Source organism: Streptomyces chattanoogensis, assembly GCF_001294335.1.
Classification (GTDB): Bacteria; Actinomycetota; Actinomycetes; order Streptomycetales; family Streptomycetaceae; genus Streptomyces; species Streptomyces chattanoogensis.
The window spans coordinates 88,876-112,908 of the sequence record NZ_LGKG01000079.1 but is presented as its reverse complement, the minus strand read 5'-3'; the positions used below and the strand labels follow the sequence as shown (position 1 = coordinate 112,908).

The window sequence follows — 24,033 nt, the reverse complement described above, 5'->3', positions numbered from 1 at the left end:
ACATGATTGCTTCGGTGTTGCGCCAGCTGGATTTCGATCCCCGCACCATCTCCTTCATCGAACATGACTGTGCCCGCCTCCTCGCGCGCCTCGGAAAGTACCGTCTGGGCCGGGGGCCGGGGGACGCCTCCAGATCTCGCCAAATCCATTTGGGCTGCGGTAAGCGGCGTGTTTCCGGATGGCTCAACTGCGATGTGTCCGATTCGGAATGTGACATCGACCTGGCGGCCGGTAAACTTCCGTTCCCCGACGGTTCCGTCACGGTCGTCGTGATGCAACACGTCATCGAACACCTGGAACTGCGCGGGCAGCTGATCCCGTTGTTCCGGGAGCTGCACCGGGTCTGCACGGACGACGCCGTGCTCTGGCTCTCCTGCCCCGATCTGGCCAAGGCCTGTGCCGCCTACACCGCCGACCGGGGGCAGGCCCTGAAGGACGACCGCTGCCGCCGCTGGCCGGAGTACTCCCTCGACGGCGCCCCCGTCCAACAGTTCATCAACGACCTCTTCCAGGCGCGCGGCAGGCACCGCAACCTCTTCGACCTCGAACTTCTGACATGGGCCCTCGGCCGGGCCGGCTTCTCCACCGTCGAACGGATCGAGGAGGGCGACCTGCTCGCCGCCCACCCCGAGTTCCCGCCACGGCACGACGATGAGCAGTCTCTCTATGTGAGGGCGCGCAAATCCCGGTAGTGGCACCACAGGTCGTACAGCGGGACCTCCGACGGGTCGGCCTGGGTCGGTTTGACCGGCTCGGTCCAGTGGACCGTAAGTGCCGGGGGTGAGGCGGGGTGCACAATCTCGCCGTCCTTCGCCTGGACGCCCGGCGTCCAGGCGAAGACCTCGGCCGGGATGGTCTGGTCGCCGGTAGTGGTGCGCAAGTGGTGCAGGCTGGTGTACGGCAGGCCCGACGTGACGATGAGGTAGTTCAGGAACGGTTGTTCATACCCGAGTTTCATATGCGGCGCGAGCTCGCGGGCCCCCGGGAGGGCAGCGGTGATTCCGGCCAGTGTGAGCGCCCCTTTTCGGGAGGTCACAAAGCCGGTGTTGGCAGCGTACTCGTACTGCTCCCGTGTCAGTTTTGCCGCCTGCTTGATGGTCTCCTTCCAGGCACGTCCTGGAAGGTTGGACGTAGCGGTCACAAATCCGTAGTCCGCGAGGTAGTCGAAGACGAAGTCGACGTTCCGCAGGACGGCCGTGTCGCTGTCGATGTAGACGAATTCGTCGAACTCGCCCTCCCATGCCGCGAGTTTTCTGAAGTGTCCTTTCCGGCGCTCGTGGAAGGACAGGCTGAGCTCGTCACAACGCGCCAGCAGTTGTTCGTCCTCCCATACCGTGAATCCGTACCGCTCCCCCAGGGCGGCGATCCGACCGTATTCACCGTCGAAGGGAATCAGCCGAAGCGGGATGTCGGGGTTGGTGCGGCGGAAGCTGTTGAGGAACGCGGTGACCAGTTCCACCACGCGGTCGTTGGCCACGAAGTACACGCCGCGTTTGCCGGGCATGGCGTCTCGCCCCTTCTCATCCAGGAGTATCAGGAGTATTGGGAGTTGTGGGTCAGGAGTCGGTGCAGGCCGTGAGCGGCTCGCCGCGGATGGCCTCGGAGGTGAAGCCGTCCGGGCCGACCGGGCGATCGCCCAGGACGGTTACCCGGTAGAGAGTGCGGCGGTAGTCGGTGTGGTCCAGGTCGGCCGGCTGAAGGTGAGCGACTGCGCGGTTGTCCCAGACAGCGACGTCGCCGACCGCCCAGCGCCAGCGGACGGTGTACTCCGGGCGCCCGATGTGCTCGTAGAGGAGCTCCAGCAGGTGGCGGCTCTCCCAGGGAAGCAGCCCGAGAAGGCGGGCCACCGAGGCGGGCGGTGTGAACAGTGCCTTCTCGCCGGTCTCGGGGTGGACGCGCACCACAGGGTGCACGGAGAGCAGGGTGTCCTCGGTGAGCCGCCGGATGACCTCCACGTCCTCCTCGTCGGAAAGCAGCAGCTCGCAGGCGGCGTAGAGGGTGTGTTCCGCGCGCAGTCCGCCGATCAGTGCCTGCAGTGGGCCGGAGAGTCCCTGGTACGCCGCGACCAGGTTGGTCCACTGGGTGTCGCCGCCGTATTCGGTGACCACCTCCGAGCGGAGTACGGAGAGGGCCGGCGGGTTGACGGCTGCGGCCAGGTCCACGTGCCAGCCCGAATCGTGGCGCAGTGCCTTGGGCCGCAGCCGCTCCTCGAAGCGGCGGCCGTAGCGGGTGTCCTCGGCATCCGGGTCGACGGTCAGGACCTCCGGGTACCCCTCGGGATGCACGCCGTGCTTGCGGCCCGGGCGCCGGGTCAGCGTCCCGAAGCGCCGCCCGAACGCGACGTGCTCGGCGTGGCCCAGTCGCTGGCCGCGGAAAAAGATCACCTTGTGTCTGAGCAGTGCCGCACGGATCCCGGCCATGACGGCGTCGGGTATCGGTGCGGAGAGGTCCACCCCCGCGATCTCGGCGCCGATGTGTCCCGCGAGGCGTCGTATCTCGATCCCCACGACGTTCTCGGTGGCTGTTGTCATGCCGTTCCTTCCCCCCGATCGGTCAGGACCAGTACACGGTCGTCTCTTCGTCGAGCTCGCCCGTCAGCAGATTGACGGTGGTGCGGAAGATCCGGCCGCCGCCGCAGGGCGCCACGGCGTGCACGTTCGCGGTGTCGAAGAGGTAGACGTCCCCGGCATGGACGGGGACGGTGAGCTGCTCGATTCCGGAGAGCGATGCGATCGGGTACCCGTAGCTGTCGGTGGACATGCCGAGCGCGTCGCGGCTCTCGCGGTCGGGTGAGATGTTCCAGTAGAGCAGCTCGCCACCGGAGTCGTTCTCCACGCACATCAGCGCATTGCACAGGCGGCTCACCCGCTGGACCTCGCACCCCTCGATGTGGTGTGCGTGGCGGATGGCCTCGGCATCGTCGTGCGGAGAGAGCACCAGTGTGTCGTCGTCCCCGCGGGAGCGCAGCCGGAACGGGGCGGCTCGCCGGCCCTGGTGTTCCGCGACGCGGAGCCGGATGCCCTGGTTCGCGAGGTAGCGGCGGTACTCGTCCAGCAGCGAGAGCGGAGTCCGGCCCGGGCCGCCGCAGAGCGCCTCCAGGACCGGACGCGCGCGGTCCGCCTCGTCGAGGTACCAGTCAAGGCTGGGGGCGGAGAAGAGGTGATGGCCGCACGAGTAGTCCGCGTCCCGAGTGCTGTGCTCCTTGGTCCGGAGCATCGGGCTGCTCCAGAAGTTCCGCCGGATGCGCTCGCAGACGTCCGGTGGCAGTATCCCGCGGAAGACCGCGCCGGCGACCCTTCCGCGGAGGACGTCCGTCCACACCTGCCAGTCCATCTCGTCCCGTTCGACGAAACGGAAGTAGTCGACGGGGTGGATCTGTCCGGTGAGCCGGAACCGATCCGAGCCGCTGTTCCTCACCACCGACCTCCTACGTGGGGTGTTCCGCTCAGTAGGCGGCGCTCACCACGGTGTTCAGTGAGCCGTGTACCTTGCGCGCGCGTTCCTGCATGGCCATCACGCCGGCCAGGCCCTCGGGGGTGTAGAAGGCGCTCAGCTTGGTGTAGCCGTCGAACTTCACGTCCTCCCCGCTCCGGGACACGGCGGTGGCGGGCTCCGCCAGCAGGCGCGCGTCCTGGGCGACCCAGAGGTGGCCCGCCGCGGTGTCGTCGCAGATGCGGTCGAAGAGTGCGCGCAGCGCCGGGCCGGAGAAGCTGCCGGTGTGGTAGACGGCGCGACTGCCCCAGTTCAGCGTTGGATGGTGGCTGCCGAACTTCACGTAGTAGCGGCGCCTGCCTTGGCCCAGCCGGCAGTACTCGTCCAGGGTCATCCATGTGCCGTCGGGCAGGTGAAAGCCTTCGGGCGTGATGATCTCGGTGTGCGGGAAGATCCCGCGGATCTCGTCGGGGTAGTACTCCCGTGCCTTCGCCCAGAACGGCCAGGCCATGGTCACCTTGGCGTCGTAGAGCGGCGTGGGCGGATGGTCGAAGAAGAGCTCACCGTTCTCGCACGCCTCCATCCACTGGTCGAAGAAGCCGTTGTACCTGAGGTCGTAGAACTCGTGGGCGCGGACGAACCCGCAGTCCTTCCAGTGAACGGCGTCCCAGGCGAAGTGCCGGATGCCGGCCTCGCGCAGTCGCTGGACGGTGTAGTGGACGCCGTGCGGCCGGGAGGCGTTGCCGGTCAGGTGGTGGATGACGAGGCCGTCGCCGAACCGGGCGCGCAGGGAGGCTGCGAGGTTGTCGATGAGTGGGTCGAAGGTCCGTTCCACGGGGTCGAAGTCGTCGGGGAAGGCCCGGTAGAGGGCGTGCGCCTGATCCGCGATCTCCCAGCCGGAGGCCGGACACTGCACCTCCGCGATCGCCCCGGGGGCGGGCTCGTCGGTGCGGAAGTAGAGCGGCAGGGCAAGGTGGCGCTCCGTCAGTTTCAGGTGGTACTCGCGACCGCGTTCCGGCGGCTGTCCGGCCAGTACGGTATCGGCGATGGCGGGGTCGGCCTCGCCGTGCAGACTGGCCAGGAAAACATCGCGGGTGATCCGCTGGAATTCGCGGATCAGCGCGTTGCGGTCGACAAAGCCCTGGAAGGTTTCGGGATCCAGCGCGTAGGGGCGTGGGGAGATGAGGTTGGTGAAGCCGACGCCCGCCCGGGTTCTGCGCTCGATGTCGTCGTCGATGAAGCGGTACCACGGGTGCGTGGTCGGCTCCGCCATGCGGGTCTCCTTCACTCGGTGGTCAGTGTCGCGAGATCGAATCCGTACAGGCGCGCGCAGTTGCCCGAGGTCACCTGCTCCCGGGCTGCTTGGTCGGCGTCCGCCAGGCAGCGCCCCAGCACTTCCCTGGAGTTCGGCCAACTGCCCTCGTAGTGCGGATAGTCGCTGCCCCAGAGGAAGTTGCCCGATCCGAGCAGACGCATGGTCAGTACGCCCACCTCGTCCTCGGTGAAGGTGGCATGGATCTGGCGGCGGAAGTAGTCGCTCGGCGGCATGGTGAGGTCGGTGCCCAGCGCCGGGCCGAGCTTGTCGTGGACCCGGTCGGCGTGCAGCAGGTGGTAGGCGATCCAGCCGATGTCGTTCTCGGCCAGGACGATGTCGAGGCCGGGGAAGCGCTCAAGGACGCCGGAGAAGATCAGGTCGGTCAGCGTGTGCTGGAGTTCCTCGGTGTAGGCCATGTTGCGCTGGATGCGGCCCATCGGGGTGCGGTAGTCGAAGAGCCGGGGACTGTCGCGGTAGCCGGTGAGGCAGTGCATGGAGACGGGCATGCCCAGCTCCTGCGCCGCCTGCCAGAAGGGGTCGTTGGCGGGACCGGCCAAGTCCCGCTCGGCGGGGGCGGAGGCCCAGATGGCTGCGCCCTTGAGGCCGAGATCGCGGCAGCGGCGCAGCTCCCGGACGGCTTCCTCCGTGTCCCAGAGGGAGATCAGTCCGAGGCCGGCCAACCGTTCCGGCGCGTAACGGACGTAGTCGGCGAGCCAGTCGTTGTAGGCCCGGAAGCAGGCGCGTTGGAAGTCTGGGTCGGCGAGCCAGAAGAGGTGCAGGCCCAGGCTGGGGTACAGCACCTCCCCGGCCACGCCGTCCAGCGCCATGTCCTTCAGCCGTGCGGCCGGATCGCTGCCACCGGCGCGGGCCGCCTCGACGACGGCCTCCGCGTTCACGAAGTCCTCGGGCGTGGTGTCGGTGGCATAGAGGGTGTTGACCAGGGCCGGTCGCAGGTCGTCGCAGGTGAAGTACCAACCACGTCGCTCGGTGTCCCAGGAGACCCTGGGGGCGCGGTCGAGGTATCGACGCTCCAGCCCCTCGGTCCACAGTCGCACTGGTTCGACGACATGGGAGTCTGCGGACAGCACGGGGGCGTTCACAGGCCCACTCCTCCCCATGGGTAAGGGCCATCGCGGCATCCTTCGGCAACGGAGACCTGCGGCGATGGCGGAAGGCGGTAAGACGCGGACTCGGAAAGCCGTCCACGGAGTTCAGGCAGACGGCGGCAGCGCGGTGTCCCATTCTTCGGTTCGCCCATGTCCGGTTCAAGGGTGCACGCAACCGAACGCGGCGATTCGGACACCCGACGTAGCGGTCTTCTGGTGTGGTGACCGCCGATCTGTCACCATTCCTCGCATGCCGGTCGACGACACGACCGCCCCGGCGCAACAGGGCGCGGACATCCTTCTCCTCAGCGCCTCCAACTACCCGGCGCTGCCCATCTATCCCTACGCCTTCGTACAGGTCTCTGCGGTGGCCGCCCGCCATGGCCTCACCACCGCCCGCCTCGACCTGCTGCACACTCCCAAGGCATCGTGGCGTACGACGCTGCGCGAAGCCCTGAACCGCACCAACCCCCGGCTCATCGGCATCCACCTGCGCCAGCTGGACTCCATCTTCATCTGGAACTACGCCGACCACGACCTTCCGGGCGCCCCACCGGTGCGCAGAAACAGCTACTGGCCGTTCCACGACACCCAGCAACTCATCTCCCTACTAAGGGAGTTGACGGAGTGTCCGATAATGGTGGGTGGCTTCGGCTTCACCACCCGCACCCCGGATCTGCTCGACCGGCTCCAGCCCGACTTCGGAGTGACCGGCGAGGCGGACGAGGTGCTGGAGCGCCTGGACGATGTGCTGGCACACCGCAAGGTGGCGCAGATCGCCAACCTCGCCCACCGTTCCGGCAACGGCTACACGCTCAACGCTCGGGTCTTCCTGCCACCCCCGGACCACACCGAGTACACCGACGCCGTCCTCCGCGACCTGCTTGACTTCTACGGTCCGCAGCGCGTCACCGGACCGCACGCGGACGTCCACGTCCCGGTGGAGGTGCAGCGCGGCTGCCCCTACCGCTGTTACTTCTGCACCGAGCCGATGGTCAAAGGCCGGCGCCATCGCGTCCGCAACCTCGATGTGGTGATGGCCGACATCGCCTTCCTGGCCGACCGGGGAGTCTCCCGTGTGTGGCTGGTCTGTTCGGAAATCAACGTCGGCAGCAACAAGCTGCTGTTCGAAATGGCCGCGCGGATGCGGAAACTCAACCACGGCCGCAAGAAGCCGGTGAGCTGGACCAGCTACCTGCTGCCCAACCCCACGCTGGAGCGGAGTGACATCCGGACACTGCTGGAGTCGCACTTCGAGCCCAGCTGGAACCAGTTCGCCTCCTACCACGACGAGAACCTCAAGCGGACACGCGTTCCCTACCGGGCCCGGCACGCGGTACAGGCCCAGGTCGACTGGCTGGAAGAGGACCAGGCGTTCCGCCGCGCGAACGGCCTGCCGGTGCCGCCCCGGCGCCTGGACATGTTCCTGGGAAACACCTATGCCACCCCCGAGACCGTCTCCACCACCTTGCGCATCGTCAACGAGCTGCGCCTGGGCGAGCGCTTCGACGACTCGCTCATCACCCGTGCCACCCGGGTCTTCGACCTGGGCGACGGCCTCATCGGCGACACCTCGGCCTCGGCGTACTCCGTCGGCCCCGAAGGGCTCCTGGACGAGGTCGACCTGGTACACCCGACCTTCAGCTACCCGACCGCATTGGTCGAGGCCCTCGGCAGCGCCCGGGCGGTGGACGAGTTCTTCGCCTACGTGGAGAAGACCTTCCTGTCCCGCGCCTACCGGGCCCGTCTTGACTGGCCGGCGTTCCTCACCCGCCACACCGACGAGGAACGCCTGTCCCAGTGGTGCGAGAGCCTCCGGCACACGCCGGCCCACGCCGGCGAGGACGCGGTGTCACGCACCATCCGCGCCGCCCTCACAGCGGACGACGGTACGACGCTGCTCAAGCAGCTACGGGCAAGCCCCCCGCCAGAAGAGGGCGCCGGCCCGGTCGCCCGCGCCCTCGTCGAGCTGCTCATCGGCACCGAGCCCGACCGCATCCGCGACGTCTTCGCGGCGATCGGCCTGCCCGGCTACTGGGACGACCGCACTGCCTGGACCGCCTACGACGTCTGCGCCACGCTCGCCGCCCGCTTCACCACCGTCGAGGACGTCCTCGACATGGCGCGCGCGGCGGCGGGCCCCGGCGACCCGGCGCTGCCCCTGCTGGCCGTGCAGTACTGCCTGTACGACAACAACGTCCTGCTGCGCCCGGACTACTCACGGCTCCTGTTCCGCGTGTGACGGCCTGGGGTCACGGGCCCCGGGCCGGGACAAGTACCGCGCGGGCCCGCCCTCCCGCACGGTGTCCAGCGTGACGCAGTGGAAGGACCCGCCGAAGGAGTAGACGTGCCGGAAATCCACCGGCACGCAACGGAATCCCCAGCCCGTCAACGCGTCGATGAGCGGCTGTTCCTGGCTCTCGACCACCACGGTCTCCGGGTCCAGGGAGAGCACGTTCATGCTCACCCACGGGCTGCAGAAGTACATCGGCCAGTCGTGCGGCAGCGTCGGCTCCGGGGCGGGCAGGATCTCCCAGCCGTCGAAGATCTCGTGAGGGACGTAGCGCTCCGGGTGGACCAGGAGTTTGCCCGGCGCCAGCGGGGCGATGGTGGCGTCGATGTGCATCGCGTGCGGATCGTCGGTGTCGACGACCGTCACGCCGAAGTCCGGGCCGAGTGCCCGCCGCAGCCAGTCGATGCCGAACTCGTTGGTGACGTGGCTGCGTTGGACGATGAGGTCGCGGCCGAAGCGCAGGAAGTCGGCGGCGTCGAAGACCGGCTCGAACTCGGTCACCGCCCAGTCACCCGCATCTCCCCCTGTGCGGTACAGCTCGTCGGTCAGCTGGGGGCGCGGAGCCGGGAGCCAGCGGGCGCCGCGCCGGAAGTACGACTTGATCAGCGAACGGAAGGCGTCCACCTCGTGGTGGCGACAGCGCCAGGACATCGGGGCCTCGACAATGGCGTCGCCGACGACCATCAGCAGATCCCTGGGCATCCCGGCGTAGAGTCCGGCCGCGGAGCTCCAGTGCGGTGTCCGGAACGGTGCCTGGTGCTCGGCGGCATCCGGCCGGACGACCTGGATCCCGTGTGCCTCCAGCACCTCGACCAGGCCCTCCAACTCCTCTTCGGCGGCCTTGAGGTGGCCGGCGGGCAACGGAGATCCGCCCAGCTCCTGGAAGACAGGGCGGGCGGCGTCAGGCACCACGTGCACCATCGAGTCCTGCCAGTCGGGGAAGACGCCTCCCAGCAGGCTCCCCACCACCACCTCCCGCAACGGATCCCATTCGGTGTACGAGTTGACCGCCGGCAGCAGTGCCTGTCCGTGCTCCTCCGGCTGCGCGTCGTTCGTCATGCTCCCCCACTTCGGCGCGGTGCTGCTGTCGCTTCCCTGTGCCCGTCATGTTTCGTCATGCCGCCGGGCGGCGCTGGCCAGTCCGCCAGCCGTCTCGCCCCCGTCGATCACGAACGTCTGCCCGGTGACGAACGCGGCGTCCGTGGACGCCAGATAGGCCACCAGCGCAGCGATCTCCTCCGGGGAGCCGAGCCGCTTCAACGGCAACGTCCCGGCCTGCTCGGCAAGCTGCTGTTCGGTGTACTCGGCCCGTTGCATGGGCGTAAGGACATAGCCCGGACAGATCGCGTTGACCCGGATCCTCGGTGCCAGCTCCAGGGCCAGGGTCCTGGTGAGTTCGATCAGCCCCGCCTTGCTCACGTTGTACGCGGCGTAGTCGGGCATGCCCACCATGCCGCTGACCGAAGCGGTGTTGATGATGACCCCGCCGTCCGACGCCATTCGGCGCCCCGCCTCGCGGGCCACCAGGAAGGCCCCGGTGAGGTTCACCCGCAGTGTCTGCTCCCACTCCGCGAGCGAGGTCTCCAGGAACGGCCGCCGGATGCTGATCCCGGCGTTGTTGCACACCACGTCCAGTCCGCCCCAGGCCGCATCGGCCTCGGCGAACGCCTCCTGCAGGGGCTCTTCCTCTGCGACGTCCGCGTGCAGCAGAAGCACCGATGCGGGGGCGTCGTTCGCGAACCGCGCGAGGGCGTCCCGGTCGCGGTCAAGAACGGCCACCCATGCCCCGTCCCGTGCGAAACGGTGGGCGATGGCGGCACCGATTCCCGAGGCGCCGCCGGTGACCAGCACCCGTCGCGATGTCTGCCCAGCCTGCTCTGCCAAGCCTGGTCTCCTGAGTCGGTGAGGTTTCCCCGGTGTATGGGCTCCGTGCCTGGCTAGGACGAGCTGGGATCGTTCCCGCGGGAGAAGTCGCCGAAGCGCAGTGCGTCGTAGAGCCGCTTTCCGGTGGACGGCGGGCTGAAGAAGAATTGAGTCGACTCCGTCCGACGCAGCAGTCCGTGCTCGATGAAATCGCGGGCAGTGGCCTTCCAGTACTCCGGCCCGAGGGCCCCGAGCAAGGCGAGGTACTGCGCGACGCCCAGCGGCCGGCCGAACCAGTGATTGACCGAGACGGACGTGGTGTGCGCCCGGATGTCGTGCCACCAACCGCGCGGGATGTAGAGCAGGTCGCCGGGGCCCATCCGCACGTGGTGCAACACCGCGTGCTTCAGTCTGGGAAAGCGGCGCATATCCGGAACAGCCAGGTCCACCTGGCTGTTCACCAGGTTGTCCGGAAAGGGGTACGCGGCCCTGCTGTCCCGCCAGGCCAGCAAGGTCACACTCTTCTCCCCCCAGAGCTGGCAGAAAAAGTTGTCCTTGAGATCCGAATGCAGCATCGAACGTGTGCCGGCGGAGCCGATCCACACCCGGGTATCAGTGGGGTGCCCGTCGGGCGGGACCAGCGAGGCGAAGTCGCAGTCAGCCGGGTCGAAAATCTCGTGCGCCCGCTGATAGGCCAGGTAACACGGTGCGGAGGACCCAGCAGACTCCATCTGCTCGACGAACTCGCCGAAGCTCAACTCCCGTTCGTAACGTCGCTGGTCCTGCGGGAAGAGGACCCCGGTATCCGGAAGGTCCAGCAAGGCAGTCACCCGCCGCTCGCCGTGGCGCTCCACCAGGGCGGCCGGACTCCACGCGGTGCGGGCCGGCCAGGAATCGAGGAGACCGGAACACAGCAACGGTCCGGAGCGCCGAGCGACGGTGCGGTGCAGTGCGCCGATGCCGGATGCCGGTGCCTGTGGCACCCGACGAACCGTCAACCCTTGTTCCAGTAGACGCAAGGCCATCGCGGCTGACGGATCCGGCGGCTTCTCAGGCAACCCCAGCTGCTCTCCCAACCGTCCCGCCCCGGATCGTCGGATTACGCTCATGACAACTCACTGTCCGGGCTTGCCCACCCCTTGCCTAGTCCCCAAAGTCAGGCACCCCACATGAGCGCCCACTTCCGGCCAGCGGTGGGCCGGCCTCCGTGCGCGTGGTGATCAGCTGGGCGTGACCGACGCATTCCGGAGGCACGGAGGGCGCACGCACGCGCACCGCGCGGCCCGGCGGCACGATTGAGACGGTTTCGGTCGTGGCCGCATGGCCGGGCGGTGCGCGTTCCCGCAATCGCGGGCGTCACAGGGGCAGCATCCCTCACTCGGTCGCCGACGTGCCCGGGGCGCAACGGCCCCCTTCCCGATGTCTGCACGGGCGGTGCCGCCGCACAACAGCGGCAATGCACCGATCCACGCTGTCCGGATGCCACCGGGTACAGCCGGGCGGACGCTGTGGGAATGGCTGCGTGGGTACCAATGGGGGCTGACCGCCGCCGTGAGAGGAGAGGTCCGACATGGAGCACGAGGAGACCGAGCAGGTAACCGAGCAGGCAATCGAGCAGGTAACCGAGGAACTTCCCGAGTACGAACTGCCGAGGTGAGGCCCTCATGCGGATCGCCTATCTGCACGCGTGCGAAATTCCCTCAGTCTTCGCCAACGGAGTTCATGTGATGCGCATGTGCGACGCCTTCGCGGACGCGGGGCACGACATCACCCTCTACGCGGCGACGGGATCCACGCCTGCCGAGGACATCCATGCGTACTACGGCACCCGCAACCGCTTCCCCGTGCGCACCTTCGCCGCTCCCCGCATCCCGGTGCTCGGACTCTGGATCCGTGCCTGGCGGGTCCGCCGGGCCGTGCGCCGCTCCGGTCCCGTCGACCTCCTCTACGGCAGGGATCTGTACGCGCTGCTCGCCTCGGCGGGCCTGGCGCCGCTCGTCTACGAAACGCACCTCCTCAGGCCCGGCAGGGACCAGCGCCTCATGGAGCGACTGCTGTTCCGGCTGCGGGGCCTGCGCCGCGTGGTCACCGTCACCCAGGCACTCGCCCAGGACTACCGCCGCACCGTCCCCCGGCTGCGACGGCCAGGCGGACCCGAGATGGTGACCGCCTCCGACTGTGCGGATCTCCCGCCGGCCACCGGGCCGACGGCGGCGCTGCCGGGCCGGCCGGACGCCCTGAAGGTGGGGTATGTGGGACATCTCTACCCGGGCCGGGGCATCGACGTCATTCTCGCGCTGGCCGCCTCCCTGCCCGATGCCGACTTCCACCTCGTCGGCGGCACGGACGAGGACCTGGCCCACTGGCGGAGCCGGTCCCGCCCGCCCAATGTGCACTTCCACGGCCACCGTCCGCCCGCCCAACTGCACCCGTATTACCGGGCGTTCGACCTCGTCCTCGCCCCTTACCAACGGCGCGTCGCCTGCGCCGGCGGCGTCGGGGACATCGGCCGCTGGGTCTCGCCGATGAAACTGTTCGAGTACATGTCGCACGGCAAGGCGATCATCGCCTCCGACCTGCCGGTGCTCAAGGAAGTCCTGACGGACGGCGTCAACTGCGTGCTCTGCCCGCCCGACGACGTCACGGCCTGGACGGCGGCGGTCAAGCGCCTGGCGGACGACCCCGGGGAGCGTGCGTCCTTGGGCCAGATGGCCGAACGGCACCTGCGCAGGGAGTACACCTGGCGGGCCCGCGTGGACCGCGTCCTGCCCCACCTGGACGGTGCAACCGTGCGCGGGAGCAGCTGATGCGGGCGGTCGTGACCGGCGCGGCCGGTTTCATCGGCTCGCACCTGTGCGGCCATCTGCTCGACGCCGGCGACACCGTCATCGGGATCGACGTGCTCACCGACTACTACGACCCCATGCTCAAGCGCCGCAATCTGGCCGAGGCCTGCCGTTCCCCGGCCTTCGCCTTCCACCCCATCGATGTGCTGGACCCGCAGGTCGACGCCCTGCTCGACGACGCGGACGTCGTCTACCACCTGGCCGGGCAACCCGGCGTACGGCCGTCCTGGGGGCGGGAGTTCGCGCTCTACACCCACCGCAACGTGCTGGCCACACAACGCCTGCTGGAAACCGTGCGCGACCATCCGCTCCGCAAGTTCGTCCACGCCTCCAGTTCGTCGGTCTACGGTGATGCCCGCCGCTTCCCGACACCGGAGACCGCCTGCCCGCGTCCGGTGTCACCGTACGGCGTGACCAAACTCGCCGCCGAGCATCTGTGCGAGCTGTACCGCACGGCCTACGGCGTGCCCACGGTGTCCCTGCGACTGTTCACCGTCTACGGCCCGCGCCAGCGCCCGGACATGGCATTCGCCCGCCTGATAGCCGCCGCGTCCGGCGGTCCCCCCTTCCCGCTCTACGGTGACGGCGGGCAGACCCGCGACTTCACCTACGTACGGGATGCCGTGACGGCCATGCGGGACGCCGCCTGCTCCCGCTTCACCGGGATCGCCAACCTCGGCGGCGGCCGGCCGGTGTCCATGCGGCGGGCGATCACCGTCGTCGAGCGGGTCGCCGGACCGGTCGCCCTCGACCGGCGGCCCGCCCTGCCCGGCGACGCCCGCCACACCGGCGCCGACATCACCGTCGCCGCCCGCGGATTCGGCTTCTGGCCCCGTACCCGGCTGGAGGACGGCCTCGCCGCGATGGCCAAACATGCGGCGCTGGGGGACGCAGAACAGCCAGACGGTGCGCTGAACACCGAGATCGGGACGCCGAGCACCGACATCGGGTGAGGGGAACGGCAGTGAGCACGAACGCACCAGTTGACGATGCAGTGAACGACCTGGTGGGTGATCTGGTGGGTGATCTGGTGAGCGATCCATTGGCGATGTGGTGAATGTCGCGGTCAACCGCGCGGTGGCCGTACGCCAGGCGACAGCGCACACCGCCCTGCCGCCCTGCCGCCCTGCCGCCCTGCCGCCCTGCCGCCCCAGGGGAGCCCCGTCTCGCTGTGGAACAGCTCCGGGGCGGGCGGCTCGGCCAGGGCGGGCGCCGGCGCCTCCTCCATGCGGCGCCGGCGCAACATCCTCTCCGTGTTTCGCCCCTATTCCGGCATTGGTCCGGTGGTATCGCTCTCTCCGGTTCCGGTGAAGGGCTCAAGCGGTTCGCCTCGCACGGTTTCCGACACGAAACCGTCCGGCCCGACCGGGCGGTCCCCCAGGACCAGCACCCGGTACATCCTGCGCCGGTAGTCGGTGTTGTGGAGATCAGCGGGCTGGAGGTGGGCTACCGCGCGGTTGTCCCAAACAGCGACATCACCGGGCTTCCAACGATGCCGCACGGTGTATTCGGGGCGGCTGATGTGGGCGAAGAGCAGTCCGAGAATGCCGTCACTTTCCCAGGGGAGCACTCCGGCAATATGAGATACGGATGCCGGAGGCAGGAAGAGTGCCTTCTGCTTCGTCTCCGGGTGCACGCGCACCACCGGGTGAAGGGACACCGTCGTATCCTTGACTCTCTTCCGGATGATCTCCAGGTCTTCGTCATCGGAGAACAGCAGCCGCACCCCGGCGTGCAGACCATGCTCGGCTCGCAGGTTGTCAGCCAGCTGCTGCAGGGGGCGGGTCATTCCTTCATAAGCGGCGACGAGATTGGTCCACTGGGTATCGCCACCGCGCTCCGTGGCCACTTCACATCTGAGCACCGAAATCGCCGGCGGATTCACGACGGAGGCAATGTCCACATGCCAACCGGAGTCATGTCGCAGCGACTTACGATACAGTCGCTCCTCAAACCTGAGGCCGTTCCGGGTTCCTTTCGCATCCGGATCGACGATCAGGATCTCCGGGAATCCCTCCGGGTGTGTGCCGTGTTGCGGGCCCGGAAGGCGGGTCACCTCGCCGAAACGACGCGCGAAATCCACATGGGCGGCGTGGTTCAGGTTCTGCTCACGAAAAAAGATCACTTTGTGGTGGAGCAGGGCGGCACGGATCTCCGTCATCGTATCGGAATCACACTTACCCATAGCCATCAGATCCACGCCTCGAATGTCCGCCCCGATTCTTCCCGCGACGCGGCGTACGTCGATCCTGGAAAACTCCCTGGCCATGCTGCGGCCTCCTCGGTCCTGCTCCATGTCCGCCAACGGTGCCACCTGGTAGTTGCCGCCCGATCGGGGAAAGGGAATTGATCCGGGTTGGCTGGAGTCCGTCACAGGTGAAGAAACCAGCCCACGCGCTCGGCATCCCAGCAGACTCGGGTGCCCGGTCCGGTACTCGGCAGGAGCACGAGGCGTGCCGACCGGCCGGCACATGCCCTACCGCAGTGGGCTCGCATATGCTTTTACCGCCTCCGAAGGCATCTGCACGAAGCGAGAGGAATTCAGCAGCCCACCGGTTCGATTGTCTTCAACTATGAAGCCCCGTCAAGGAGTCGCGACTTCGCGACTTGCTGATTCAGCCAGCTTCCGGCATCACATTTGCCGATCCCCTTGCCTCTCGCGTCACCGCTGCCCCTTGTGTATGGCATAGCAGACACTTCCTGATCGTTTCGGCCGTGACCTCGACGGCGCCAGTGAGTCCTGATTCGAAGAGGACACTCTTGCGTTCCGTCCAGTCGCTCTTACAATGCGTGGGTCCCGGAGGAAGAGTGGTGCCCAGCAGGTGGCTGTCCACCGGCGAGCAGCTGGGATGGAGAACAGCCCTCTTGAACGGGTGTCAAGTATCCGTACACTGAGGAACCATGCGCTATCTCTCAATGGGCACTTCGGGATTACAAGTCTCCGCAGTCGGCTTGGGATGCAACGATTTGGGGAGGTCCGTCGGGCTGGACCAGGCACGTACGGTGATAAGCGCTGCGCTGGATTCCGGAATCACACTGTTCGATACAGCCGATGTCTACGGAGATTCCGAATCCGTACTCGGTGAATGCCTTCAGGGACAGCGAGAGGAGGTTGTCCTAGCAACGAAGTTCGGACATCAGAAATTGGGGATGGGATATGGCCCCGCAGCCGGCGCCAAGGGTGGACGCACCTACATTCGCCGCGCCGTCGAGGCATCCCTCCGACGTCTCCGTACGGACTACATCGACCTCTATCAAATCCATACACCCGACCCGCACACTCCCATAGAGGAGACGCTCACCGCTCTGACCGAGCTGGTCCGAGAAGGAAAGGTCCGCTACATCGGAAATTCCAATTTCGCGGGCTGGCAGATCGCCGAAGCCGCGTGCACTTCCCGCTCCAGAGGGCTCGAGCCATTTATCTCCGCGCAGAACCGTTGGTCGCTGCTCAACCGTGACATCGAGAACGAAGTTGTCCCGGCTGCACGTCGTTTCGGACTCGGAGTACTGCCGTATTTCCCGCTGTCCAACGGCTTGCTGACGGGCAAGGTGCGGCGCGGCAAGGCCATCCCGGAAGGAACCCGCATTGCGGAGAGCGCGTACCAGGTGACGGAGGAACGGCTCGACACCGTAGAGGCGTTGATTGCCTGGGGTATGAAGAACGGCCGCAGCCTCCTGGAGATCGCGATCGGTTGCCTCGCCGCGCTCCCAGGCTGCAGTTCAGTGATAGCAGGGGCCAAGCAGCCGGGACAGGTGAGGGCCAACGCCGCGGCAGGAGAGTGGATTCCCACCGCTCAAGAGCTGAGGGAGGTCTTGGAGCTGCTGTAACAACACGTAGGGGACGTTTTCCTCCGCGTTTCATCCCGGAATCGGTGTTTGGGGTTCCGGGATGCCGGGTCGGGCCAGGCCGGGCCGGGCCAGGAGATGGTGGCTTCGCCAGTGAGGCGGTGGGCCATCAGATCGCTCAGGCTTGTCACCCCGAGCGCGACAGCGCCGGGCCGCCATGGCAGCGCATGGTCAGGGAGTCCGGGACGGCGCAAGCCGCCATTCCCCGGAATGGCCGGGTGGGAGCGCAAGGTCGCGTCGGACGGCCGCGTAGTACCCCTCACGTGCGGCGCGTTGGCGCTCGAGCATGACTGACCATGCTTCCGGGTTACGAGTCTGTGCTCGCAGAAACCCTTCCATCTCCATCACCACGACGACCCATTCGCGGGCTTTCTCCACCACGTCCGCGGTACCAAGCATCAACAGCGTCTCCCCGGCTGGATCCCGGGCATCAGTGGCATCGGCCAGGTGAGGGGCCGCTTCCTCGGGTGACAAGGGGTGCGGGTGAGGGTCGTTGCCAAGGTGGGCCGCGATCCGGTACGTCAGGGTGACGCTTTTCTTCAGCGCCCTGGCGTAGTCGGCATAGGCCGCCAGCCTTCGCTCCTCCCAACGGGCCGCCTGCTCACGACGGAAGCGGGCTTGATCGCCGCGCGTGCTCGCCAGGTACGACCCAAGCGCGCCAATGACCACGCCGATCAGGGCGGGGAGCTGTTGTATGAACGCCGACATGGCCACACGGTATATCTCGGAGGAGCAAACGGGATCCGCAACCGCGCCAAGCGGCAAGCCCACGACCAGCGCTCAACAGCCCGACAACCCAACTCTGAGGCTGACCATTGCCGGGGCCCTCCCACCTGTCTGGCGTCCCCTCCCCCGCTACCACTTTCCTCAGAGCTTCGTGTGAACAGCCGCTGTGACCTCGTATACCTCTGCTTTAGGTTCTGCCCCCTCGGCCACCTGACACCCGCAGCGTTTGTCACTGATCCATGGTGGTGCCGTCAGGCTTCCGCCCGAAGGCGGCCTCAAGAACGGTGGGGAGGTCTGCCTCAGGGACTGCGGCGCGCACCTCCGCCAGGACATGACGAAAGTCGTCATCGTCGATGACACCCAGGTACTCCTGGCGCAATTGGTAGATGACCCCGACAAGCTCGGGCCGCAGCCGCATCCAGGCGCGGGACGTGCGGATCTCTTCCTCGACCTGGTCCATGAACCAGCGCATCACCTCGTACGGGACATCCAGGTGTTGCCCATGAGGGTTGAAACACACCGTCGGCTCCCGTGCCGGGTCCTCGTCGGGGACGATCGCGGTCACAAGATTTCGTTGCTCGGCCACGAGGTCCAATTCCAGGTACCAGGCGTCATCGGGTACGGAGTACATCGTGGTGATCGCGTAAGCGCCGTCGGGGTGCGGGAAAGGCATGGCCGCATGCTGTCACGCCCGTCTGGCGGAAAACCGGGCCCATACGCCGGCTGTTCCTATCCCGCATTTTGCAGTCTGCCAGCTGGTGTCATGAGTCGGAGATTCGTCATGGTTCGGTATGAGTCATCCAGGTCCGAAGATTCCGTCGTTGTCGCACACCGATGCCCAACGGGCTGTACTGGCGGGCTGGGTGCGTCGTCGTACGACCGCCCGGGCTGGCTACGGCGGCCACGGGGACGTCGCAGTCCGTGGTCTCGCGGATCTGACGGACATTCGCGCTGGCGCTGCATCGGTCGCGGACGTCCAAACTGTCAACCGAACCGCTGTTCATCGACAAGGTCAGCAACGTCGGGGGGCGCCCTCGACTCCGGCGCAGACCTTGTATCGGTCCTTCCACTCATCGGTCCGCTGCTCGGCCCTGGCCGCTCGGAGGGCGTGGTGTTCGTCGTGCTGTCGCAAGCGTAATTCGCGCCGCTGGGGGTGGGCGATTGATGTATTCGGCCGACCGCAATCAGGTCACCTGCCCCGGCGGGCACACCAGCGTGGAAACGGATCGCCCACTTGCGCACACAGCAGGGACCGTACCGTTCCCGGATCGCGCCGCCCGAGCCCCGCGTCCTCACCCGACGCGTCTGCCGCCGCCGGCTGCCGGTGCCGCCCGAGGCGCTGATGCAGGGGCCGCCCCGACTGCCGCCGCCGGCTTCCCGCGACTGATGCGTGCAGTTCCGGGGGGAGGGTTGTCACCGTCGGCCGCTACGGTGGCCCGCATGACCGATACCAGGTACTGGACTTCTGCCCCGGACCGGATAGTTCGCGGCTCGATGGGCCTGTGTCATCTCACCGTGGCTCAGCCGCCGTTCACCGTCGACGCCCGCAGCCTCCCGGCCAACGACTCCGATCAGGCCCACCTGTTCGTCGAGTCGTTCGACGGCATCGAGGAGGTCCTGGAGGATCTCGGGCCACGCTCCGTGCAGACGCCGCTGCCCTCGTCGGTGCGTGCCGATCTGGACATCGTTCATGCCGCCGTGTGGGGCGGCATGCGGGCCATCTCCACCCCTGTCTTCGCCGACGACGGCAACGGAAACCCGCTGTTGGCCGAAGCCGAACGGATGCGGGAGCGCTTCCCCACAGCGCGGATCGTGGGCCACGTCACCTACTACGGCGGAATGGAACACACCGAAACCGTCGTGATGCTCCCCGACGGTGCCATGTTCCATGCCTCCGGCTGGCCCGACGCCGAGCCGTTCGTCGTCCTGGGCGCCCCCCACGCTGTCATCGCCTCCCTCGGCCTGAGAAGTTGGATGCTCACCGCCGCCGACATCGACATGGACCAGCCCCTCCACGAGATCGAATGGGCCTCCCTGGCCGGCCTGGCACTGGGGCACTCCGACCCCTGGGGATGGGAGGAGATGCAGACCACCGCCTTTCGGGTACAACACAGCGATCTGTCCGTCTGCTCGATGGAGGGCCTGTACTTCATCTAAGAGTTCCTCACGCAACTCGAGTAGCCGTGTCCTCCAGTGTGTGCGGCGGTTGCTTGGGAGTGAGCAGGCGAAACCCTCAACCTTGACTGTCTGATGCTGAGTTGTGGTCGAGAATCGAGCCGCTGTTGCCAACGCCACCGCGTGGGCAGCGACGCCCCGGCCGCAGGAAGGTGCTGGCGGACCGCACGCTGCTGTGCGGCATCCTGTTCGTCCTCTACACCGGTATCCAGTGTGAATGGCTGCCTGGCGAGCTCGGGTTCGGCTCGGGGATGTCCTGCTGGCGCAGGTTGCGGGACTGGAACAACGCCGGCGTCCGGCAGCGGCTGCACGAGGTGTTGCTGGCCGAGTTGCGGGCGGCCGATCGTCTATCTTTGTCGCGGGCGGTGATCGACAGCTCCCACGTCCAGGCGCTCAAGGGCGGCCTAAGACCGGGCGGAGCCCGGTCGACCGAGGACGTCCGAGCTCCAACCACCACGTGATCTGCGATGCCACCGGCATCCCATTGGCGTGACTGCGACCGGCGGCAACCGCAACGACGTCACCCAGCTGATGCCGCTGCTGTCAGCAATTCCACGTATCCGTGGCACACGCGGACGACCCGCCAGAGACCGAAGGAGGTCTACGCCGACCGCGGCTACGACCACGACTGCTACCGCCGCGAGGTCTGGGCGAAGGGCATCAAGCCAGTCATCGTCCGACACGGCACCACCCACGGCTCCGGCCTGGGCACCAGGCGTTGGGGCGTGGAACCTACTCTGACCTGGGGGTTTCCATCATTCGGAGCTGTCAGGGCCTTTCCCGCTCCTTCAGTCGAAAGTCCCTGGGCCAGACCTGAAAGACCCTGAGAAATCCCTGGGGAGCGCTTGGTTCGGAGCAACCCCGCCAGGGCAGTCGAGCCTGCATCGGTCCGCGGTTGCCGAAGCCGGCCCACTGGGAGAACCGGTTGAACGACTCCACCTTGTTCGTCGCGGCCGTCGCCCGCCGGCACAGCTGCGCCTCGGTGAGGTAGCGCAGCAGCTGTACGGTGCGGATGATGCGGCCGACCTCGCGGAAGCGATGTAGGTGGCGTTCTTGTGCGAGCCGGGCGCAACCGATTGAGCAGCGTCCCCGAGGGGCCGAGCCCTCCATTACGGAGACGGCCACGCACCTGAGGTGCCGGAACTGGGCGACCGCAGTCACGCGTGGGAGACGGCTGTGACGCCGGGAGGAAGTTGCTTGGGAGCTTCTCGACGGCCATTGGGCGTATTTACGGGCCCGAGGGTCCTCTCGAGCTGTCGTCCAGGGAAGACAACATCTTGCACCGAATCAGAGCCACTGGAGGACACATGGCATCCAATCAACTCAACCCAGTCGTAGCGCAATTCGTTGATGCCGTCAACGCGGGCGACTTGGCAGGGTTTTTTGACCTGCTCGCCGAAGATGTGAGCATGTCCGACGATGGCTCCGACCGCAACGTCTGTCGTTGGCCCAAGATGAGATGGTTCCAAGTGCGAGGGTGACAGCGCTCTCGTGGTGGCCGACTTTCTGCGCCCTGCGACTGAGTCACTGTGCCGCGTGTGTCCACCTCTCCAGGCCGAGGTCAGTCAGACGTTGGGGACGTGCAGTCTGTCCCAACTGCTCTTGCCGGGGACGCCGTTGGCATCATCGCCTTCGAAGCGGAGCTTCTCCTGCCAAGCGGCGTAGGACCTCACATCCCCCGGTCCCCATATGTCGGCGTTGGCACTCGACTCGTACCGGTTGCAGTCTTCGGCGACGAGCCGCTGGTGCATTGCGGCGATGATCGGTGATTTCTGTCCGGTGTGGAAGAACGACGCACCAGGGAACGGCTCGAAGTTGGCGGGGCCGCCATCCATGTGCTGCCGGTAAGCCCCGTTCTTGAACGTGGACCATTGGTTCCAGCCGTGTGCGTCCTTAATGGCCTTTGCAGTCTTGGTGTTGTAGAGCGGATCCTTGAGCTTTTCGGCGACCCTGAGCGTGTCCGGTGGGGTGAACTGCTTTGGGTGCCGGAGGGAGCGTATCTGGAAGAGGCCGAAGGATGGTCCCCACTTGTTGTCGGCCAGACCCTCGTCCCCGACAGCGGCGGGGTCGCCTGCGGATTCTGCCATGGCGACGGCGGCCGCAATTTTGATGTCGCCGCCCGCGAACCCTGCCTGTGTGGCGAGGGCGCGCAGCTCGGTCAGGTTCATTCTCATTCCCTACCCCCTTCTAACTTCCAACTCGCCGATGAGGAGCCATATCCACGCGGCGCATTACGGTGTCTGATCGAGCAACCGGGTGTTGGCCGGAATTCTCGGCCCGGGAGGAGATATTACCGGAAAGGGATACCTGCGCTTTTGGGGGTGAAGGCTGAAATTCCGGCTGCGAGCTTCCCGTAATTGACACGTATGCCGATATCAGATTAGGCACCTGTTAGCTACGCTTCCATGGAGAGCCAGGCGGCTCTGTAAGGCGCAAAATATCAGTCACTTCGACCGTATGACAATGTCAGAGAGGGGGCAATCGGAGTGCTGGCAGCGCTTTGTTATCCGGTCTTGTCGCGGTTGGTGTTCGGTAGTTCGCTGGCTGTATGAGGGCGCCGTGGGTGCGGCGTGATCAGGGGGCCAAGGGCGGGCTGTATCTGCAGGGCCTCTTGGCCAGAGGGAACTCAGCCCTTCTTCTGTTTGTACAGTTCGAGATCCCGGTTTACGAACAGATGCACATAGCCGCAGTTCCAGCAGATCAGGCCGGTTGCCGACTCGTTCGCCCAACCCCAGTTCATGAACTCCATGCCGGAGCTGTTGAGCTTCACCTAACGGTCCCTGAACAGGTCACCCTGACAGAAGGTGCACTTGATCCACACGCCTCCGAGAGCCGCGCGAACAGGTTTGGCCATGCCTCCACCCTTTCTATGAACCGCCGTAGTGGTGCGCCCGTCTCGCACACGAACGGTGTGGCGGGCGGCGTGATCAGACCCCCGAACCGGGCCATGCCACCGCATCGGCCCAGTGACTACCTGATCGCGAAGACGGCGATGGCGCGCTTTTGGAATCAGGCGAGGCCCGGCCGGCGCTGGGCGTCGCGGCGACCGATGAGGAACCAGAGCAGGCTCCCGAGGAACGGGGCCATGAGGGTGAAGGCGAACCAGACCAGCTTCATCCCTGTGGTGAGGTCGGACCTGACGATGCCGAGCAGGGCGCCGAAGTACAACGCGAGAGCGGCGGCGACCACAGCAGCTCCGGCGCAGGCGATCACGATCGTGCCGGTAGGGGCCAGGGCCAGCTGGTGTGCGAGTTGTGCCTGCATCGTTCATTCCTCTTGGTGGTGGGGCGTTCTGGCAGCGCCCGGTCGGGCGGCCTCGGTCGATGGCGGTCCGGCTGTTCGGGGACGCCGATGGTGTCCTGGTCAGGCCCCCGCCATGAGGACCGCGGCCGTACCAATCGGCAGCAGGTAAGCCCTGTCACGCCTCGCGCACCGTGGAGCCCAGCAGCGGGCGCACCGCGGACCACAGCAGATAGGCGCCGGCGGCGGTCGGGAGCGCCAGCGCGGCCAGGCTGACCGGGATGAATGCATCTCCGAGGCCGAGGTGCAGCCCGTTTGCGGCGATCACCGACTGCGTCACCACGAACAGCAGCGGCACGAGGGCGGTCGCCGTTCCGATCACCTTGTCCCGCTTGCACCACTGCGGCCCGGCCCAGAGGCACCAGAGCGCGCCGACCAGGGGGATGCCGCCCAGAGCGGGCATGGCGGAGAACGCCAGGAGGCTGGCCATCCCCAGCAGCATCAGTACGGCGAGGGCGCGCACCACAGCGCGCACCACAGCCAGCCCCGGACTCTGCGGCGCGGGGGGCTCATCGCCGAGTGCGGTCGCCGCGATGGTGCGCGGGTCGCCGAGGCGTGCGAGCACGGCGCGGATCTCGTCGTCGCCGGAGGCGGAAGCCTCCGCGAGGGCTACGGCGATGTGCTCCTCCAGGTCGGCCAGCAGCTCGTTGCGGCGTTCCGGGCTGAGTCCGGCCGCCTCCCGCGCCACGGCGGCCAGGTACTTCTCCACCAGCGGGTGCTCGATGATCGTCATGGTGGCTCTCCTGTCAGTCGGTGATGAAGTGGTCGACCGCGTCACGGAAGTGCGGCCAGATGGCGGTGAACTCCTTCAGCGCCGCATGTCCCGACGGCGTCAGCTCGTAGTAGCGCCGCGGGGGCCCGCTGGGGGACTCCTGCCAGTGGGTCTCCACCAGTCCGTCACGGCGCAGCCGCGACAGCAAGGGGTAGATGGTCCCCTGGCTCGTGACCATGCCGTTCACCGCGCCGAGGGTTTCGAGCAGCTCCACGCCATAGCGCGGGCCGTCCCGCAGGATCGCAAGCACGCAGTACTCCAGCACCCCCTTGCGGAGCTGGCTCTCCGCCTTGCTTGCGGCAGGCTTCCCTGCGATGTCAGGTTCCATGCATTGCACAGTACCTGGTTATTCCTGGAAG

The 24,033-nt window shown here is 67.0% G+C and carries 24 protein-coding genes and 1 pseudogene; 8 read left to right on the top strand and 17 right to left on the bottom strand.

Annotated elements, in window-relative coordinates:
• The first annotated feature begins 194 nt into the window (after positions 1 to 194).
• Entirely contained in the window at positions 195 to 692 is a 498-nt protein-coding gene (locus ADL29_RS10800) for a methyltransferase domain-containing protein (RefSeq protein ID WP_245689311.1), read from the top strand.
• Here the strand turns inward: ADL29_RS10800 and ADL29_RS10795 are convergent.
• From ADL29_RS10795 to ADL29_RS10775, 5 genes are read right to left on the bottom strand one after another with little or no spacing between them, the layout of a single operon-like run.
• A complete protein-coding gene (locus ADL29_RS10795; RefSeq protein WP_053923451.1) occupies positions 665 to 1,504 on the bottom strand; it encodes a glycosyltransferase family protein in 840 nt (279 codons plus the stop codon). The genes ADL29_RS10800 and ADL29_RS10795 overlap by 28 nt on opposite strands.
• Positions 1,505 to 1,556: 52 nt before the next feature.
• Positions 1,557 to 2,531, bottom strand: coding sequence for a TauD/TfdA dioxygenase family protein (locus tag ADL29_RS10790; RefSeq protein ID WP_053923450.1), 975 nt, complete (start codon positions 2,529 to 2,531; stop codon positions 1,557 to 1,559).
• A 22-nt stretch (positions 2,532 to 2,553) separates the two neighbouring features.
• On the bottom strand, positions 2,554 to 3,417 hold the full coding sequence (locus ADL29_RS10785; RefSeq protein WP_245689309.1) for a hypothetical protein: 864 nt from the start codon (positions 3,415 to 3,417) through the stop codon (positions 2,554 to 2,556).
• 28 nt (positions 3,418 to 3,445) lie between these two features.
• Positions 3,446 to 4,705: a hypothetical protein gene (locus ADL29_RS10780; RefSeq protein ID WP_245689307.1), complete on the bottom strand. Its 1,260-nt coding sequence runs from the start codon at positions 4,703 to 4,705 to the stop codon at positions 3,446 to 3,448.
• Between the two features lie 11 nt (positions 4,706 to 4,716).
• Positions 4,717 to 5,847, bottom strand: coding sequence for an amidohydrolase family protein (locus tag ADL29_RS10775; RefSeq protein ID WP_245689305.1), 1,131 nt, complete (start codon positions 5,845 to 5,847; stop codon positions 4,717 to 4,719).
• 256 nt (positions 5,848 to 6,103) lie between these two features.
• Between ADL29_RS10775 and ADL29_RS10770 the strand changes: the two genes are divergently transcribed.
• Entirely contained in the window at positions 6,104 to 8,095 is a 1,992-nt protein-coding gene (locus tag ADL29_RS10770; protein WP_211274282.1) for a B12-binding domain-containing radical SAM protein, read from the top strand.
• On the opposite strand, the gene ADL29_RS10765 is transcribed toward ADL29_RS10770, so the two are convergent.
• Genes ADL29_RS10765 through ADL29_RS10755 form a run of 3 tightly spaced genes read right to left on the bottom strand, consistent with a single transcriptional unit; the run spans position 8,072 to position 11,118 of the window.
• Positions 8,072 to 9,205 (bottom strand): amidinotransferase, encoded by a 1,134-nt coding sequence (locus ADL29_RS10765; RefSeq protein WP_053923446.1) that lies wholly within the window; start codon positions 9,203 to 9,205, stop codon positions 8,072 to 8,074. The two genes, ADL29_RS10770 and ADL29_RS10765, sit on opposite strands and share 24 nt — an antisense overlap.
• 45 nt (positions 9,206 to 9,250) lie before the next feature.
• On the bottom strand, positions 9,251 to 10,030 hold the full coding sequence (locus ADL29_RS10760; protein WP_245689303.1) for an SDR family NAD(P)-dependent oxidoreductase: 780 nt from the start codon (positions 10,028 to 10,030) through the stop codon (positions 9,251 to 9,253).
• Positions 10,031 to 10,083: 53 nt separating this feature from the next.
• Positions 10,084 to 11,118 carry a cupin-like domain-containing protein gene (locus ADL29_RS10755; RefSeq protein ID WP_245689301.1) on the bottom strand — a complete coding sequence of 345 codons (1,035 nt, stop codon included), beginning with the start codon at positions 11,116 to 11,118 and terminating at the stop codon, positions 10,084 to 10,086.
• 618 nt (positions 11,119 to 11,736) lie between these two features.
• On the opposite strand from ADL29_RS10755, the gene ADL29_RS10750 reads away from it, so the two are divergent.
• Together ADL29_RS10750 and ADL29_RS10745 are read left to right on the top strand one after the other, a co-directional pair.
• Positions 11,737 to 12,816, top strand: coding sequence for a glycosyltransferase family 4 protein (locus tag ADL29_RS10750; RefSeq protein ID WP_169795210.1), 1,080 nt, complete (start codon positions 11,737 to 11,739; stop codon positions 12,814 to 12,816).
• Positions 12,816 to 13,808, top strand: a complete 993-nt coding sequence (locus ADL29_RS10745; protein WP_063788435.1) for an NAD-dependent epimerase/dehydratase family protein — start codon at positions 12,816 to 12,818, stop codon at positions 13,806 to 13,808. The genes ADL29_RS10750 and ADL29_RS10745 overlap by 1 nt, the downstream gene beginning before the upstream one ends.
• 311 nt (positions 13,809 to 14,119) lie before the next feature.
• On the opposite strand, the gene ADL29_RS10740 is transcribed toward ADL29_RS10745, so the two are convergent.
• A complete protein-coding gene (locus ADL29_RS10740; RefSeq protein WP_245689299.1) occupies positions 14,120 to 15,124 on the bottom strand; it encodes a TauD/TfdA dioxygenase family protein in 1,005 nt (334 codons plus the stop codon).
• A gap of 632 nt (positions 15,125 to 15,756) precedes the next feature.
• Here ADL29_RS10740 and ADL29_RS10735 point away from each other — a divergent pair.
• Complete coding sequence (locus tag ADL29_RS10735; protein WP_053923442.1) at positions 15,757 to 16,683, top strand: aldo/keto reductase; 927 nt, start codon at positions 15,757 to 15,759, stop codon at positions 16,681 to 16,683.
• A 189-nt stretch (positions 16,684 to 16,872) separates the two neighbouring features.
• Here the strand turns inward: ADL29_RS10735 and ADL29_RS10730 are convergent, their stop codons facing one another.
• Together ADL29_RS10730 and ADL29_RS10725 are read right to left on the bottom strand one after the other, a co-directional pair.
• Positions 16,873 to 17,409 carry a hypothetical protein gene (locus ADL29_RS10730; protein ID WP_053923501.1) on the bottom strand — a complete coding sequence of 179 codons (537 nt, stop codon included), beginning with the start codon at positions 17,407 to 17,409 and terminating at the stop codon, positions 16,873 to 16,875.
• Positions 17,410 to 17,656: 247 nt separating this feature from the next.
• Positions 17,657 to 18,100 carry a hypothetical protein gene (locus ADL29_RS10725; protein ID WP_053923441.1) on the bottom strand — a complete coding sequence of 148 codons (444 nt, stop codon included), beginning with the start codon at positions 18,098 to 18,100 and terminating at the stop codon, positions 17,657 to 17,659.
• A gap of 767 nt (positions 18,101 to 18,867) precedes the next feature.
• Between ADL29_RS10725 and ADL29_RS10720 the strand changes: the two genes are divergently transcribed.
• Both ADL29_RS10720 and ADL29_RS45050 read left to right on the top strand, forming a co-directional pair.
• Complete coding sequence (locus tag ADL29_RS10720) at positions 18,868 to 19,584, top strand: DUF6333 family protein (RefSeq protein WP_245689297.1); 717 nt, start codon at positions 18,868 to 18,870, stop codon at positions 19,582 to 19,584.
• An 86-nt stretch (positions 19,585 to 19,670) separates the two neighbouring features.
• Positions 19,671 to 20,348: pseudogene (locus ADL29_RS45050) on the top strand (IS5 family transposase); the annotation flags it as partial.
• Positions 20,349 to 20,370: 22 nt separating this feature from the next.
• Here the strand turns inward: ADL29_RS45050 and ADL29_RS46505 are convergent.
• Positions 20,371 to 20,712 (bottom strand): Tn3 family transposase, encoded by a 342-nt coding sequence (locus ADL29_RS46505; RefSeq protein ID WP_425424220.1) that lies wholly within the window; start codon positions 20,710 to 20,712, stop codon positions 20,371 to 20,373.
• Positions 20,713 to 20,909: 197 nt separating this feature from the next.
• Here ADL29_RS46505 and ADL29_RS43390 point away from each other — a divergent pair, with 197 nt between their 5' ends.
• Positions 20,910 to 21,083: a nuclear transport factor 2-like protein gene (locus ADL29_RS43390; RefSeq protein WP_157878442.1), complete on the top strand. Its 174-nt coding sequence runs from the start codon at positions 20,910 to 20,912 to the stop codon at positions 21,081 to 21,083.
• Between the two features lie 84 nt (positions 21,084 to 21,167).
• On the opposite strand, the gene ADL29_RS10705 is transcribed toward ADL29_RS43390, so the two are convergent.
• The 5 genes from ADL29_RS10705 to ADL29_RS10685 form a co-directional block, all read right to left on the bottom strand.
• Complete coding sequence (locus ADL29_RS10705; RefSeq protein WP_053923437.1) at positions 21,168 to 21,770, bottom strand: peptidoglycan-binding protein; 603 nt, start codon at positions 21,768 to 21,770, stop codon at positions 21,168 to 21,170.
• A gap of 458 nt (positions 21,771 to 22,228) precedes the next feature.
• Complete coding sequence (locus ADL29_RS45045; RefSeq protein WP_245689295.1) at positions 22,229 to 22,372, bottom strand: hypothetical protein; 144 nt, start codon at positions 22,370 to 22,372, stop codon at positions 22,229 to 22,231.
• Positions 22,373 to 22,611: 239 nt separating this feature from the next.
• Positions 22,612 to 22,866, bottom strand: a complete 255-nt coding sequence (locus tag ADL29_RS10695) for a PLD nuclease N-terminal domain-containing protein (RefSeq protein WP_053923436.1) — start codon at positions 22,864 to 22,866, stop codon at positions 22,612 to 22,614.
• 154 nt (positions 22,867 to 23,020) lie between these two features.
• Positions 23,021 to 23,635, bottom strand: a complete 615-nt coding sequence (locus tag ADL29_RS10690) for an HAAS signaling domain-containing protein (RefSeq protein ID WP_053923435.1) — start codon at positions 23,633 to 23,635, stop codon at positions 23,021 to 23,023.
• A gap of 13 nt (positions 23,636 to 23,648) precedes the next feature.
• Positions 23,649 to 24,002, bottom strand: a complete 354-nt coding sequence (locus tag ADL29_RS10685; RefSeq protein WP_053923434.1) for a PadR family transcriptional regulator — start codon at positions 24,000 to 24,002, stop codon at positions 23,649 to 23,651.
• Between the last annotated feature and the right edge of the window lie 31 nt (positions 24,003 to 24,033).

Coding starts and splice junctions, on each gene's coding strand:
- ADL29_RS10795 (WP_053923451.1), bottom strand. CDS start 1,504: ATGCCCGGCAAACGCGGCGTGTACTTCGTGGCCAACGACCGCGTGGTG.
- ADL29_RS10790 (WP_053923450.1), bottom strand. CDS start 2,531: ATGACAACAGCCACCGAGAACGTCGTGGGGATCGAGATACGACGCCTC.
- ADL29_RS10780 (WP_245689307.1), bottom strand. CDS start 4,705: ATGGCGGAGCCGACCACGCACCCGTGGTACCGCTTCATCGACGACGAC.
- ADL29_RS10770 (WP_211274282.1), top strand. CDS start 6,104: ATGCCGGTCGACGACACGACCGCCCCGGCGCAACAGGGCGCGGACATC.
- ADL29_RS10765 (WP_053923446.1), bottom strand. CDS start 9,205: ATGACGAACGACGCGCAGCCGGAGGAGCACGGACAGGCACTGCTGCCG.
- ADL29_RS10755 (WP_245689301.1), bottom strand. CDS start 11,118: ATGAGCGTAATCCGACGATCCGGGGCGGGACGGTTGGGAGAGCAGCTG.
- ADL29_RS10750 (WP_169795210.1), top strand. CDS start 11,737: ATGCGCATGTGCGACGCCTTCGCGGACGCGGGGCACGACATCACCCTC.
- ADL29_RS10745 (WP_063788435.1), top strand. CDS start 12,816: ATGCGGGCGGTCGTGACCGGCGCGGCCGGTTTCATCGGCTCGCACCTG.
- ADL29_RS10740 (WP_245689299.1), bottom strand. CDS start 15,124: ATGGCCAGGGAGTTTTCCAGGATCGACGTACGCCGCGTCGCGGGAAGA.
- ADL29_RS10735 (WP_053923442.1), top strand. CDS start 15,757: ATGCGCTATCTCTCAATGGGCACTTCGGGATTACAAGTCTCCGCAGTC.
- ADL29_RS10730 (WP_053923501.1), bottom strand. CDS start 17,409: ATGTCGGCGTTCATACAACAGCTCCCCGCCCTGATCGGCGTGGTCATT.
- ADL29_RS10725 (WP_053923441.1), bottom strand. CDS start 18,100: ATGCCTTTCCCGCACCCCGACGGCGCTTACGCGATCACCACGATGTAC.
- ADL29_RS10720 (WP_245689297.1), top strand. CDS start 18,868: ATGACCGATACCAGGTACTGGACTTCTGCCCCGGACCGGATAGTTCGC.
- ADL29_RS46505 (WP_425424220.1), bottom strand. CDS start 20,712: ATGGAGGGCTCGGCCCCTCGGGGACGCTGCTCAATCGGTTGCGCCCGG.
- ADL29_RS43390 (WP_157878442.1), top strand. CDS start 20,910: ATGGCATCCAATCAACTCAACCCAGTCGTAGCGCAATTCGTTGATGCC.
- ADL29_RS10705 (WP_053923437.1), bottom strand. CDS start 21,770: ATGAACCTGACCGAGCTGCGCGCCCTCGCCACACAGGCAGGGTTCGCG.
- ADL29_RS10695 (WP_053923436.1), bottom strand. CDS start 22,866: ATGCAGGCACAACTCGCACACCAGCTGGCCCTGGCCCCTACCGGCACG.
- ADL29_RS10690 (WP_053923435.1), bottom strand. CDS start 23,635: ATGACGATCATCGAGCACCCGCTGGTGGAGAAGTACCTGGCCGCCGTG.
- ADL29_RS10685 (WP_053923434.1), bottom strand. CDS start 24,002: ATGGAACCTGACATCGCAGGGAAGCCTGCCGCAAGCAAGGCGGAGAGC.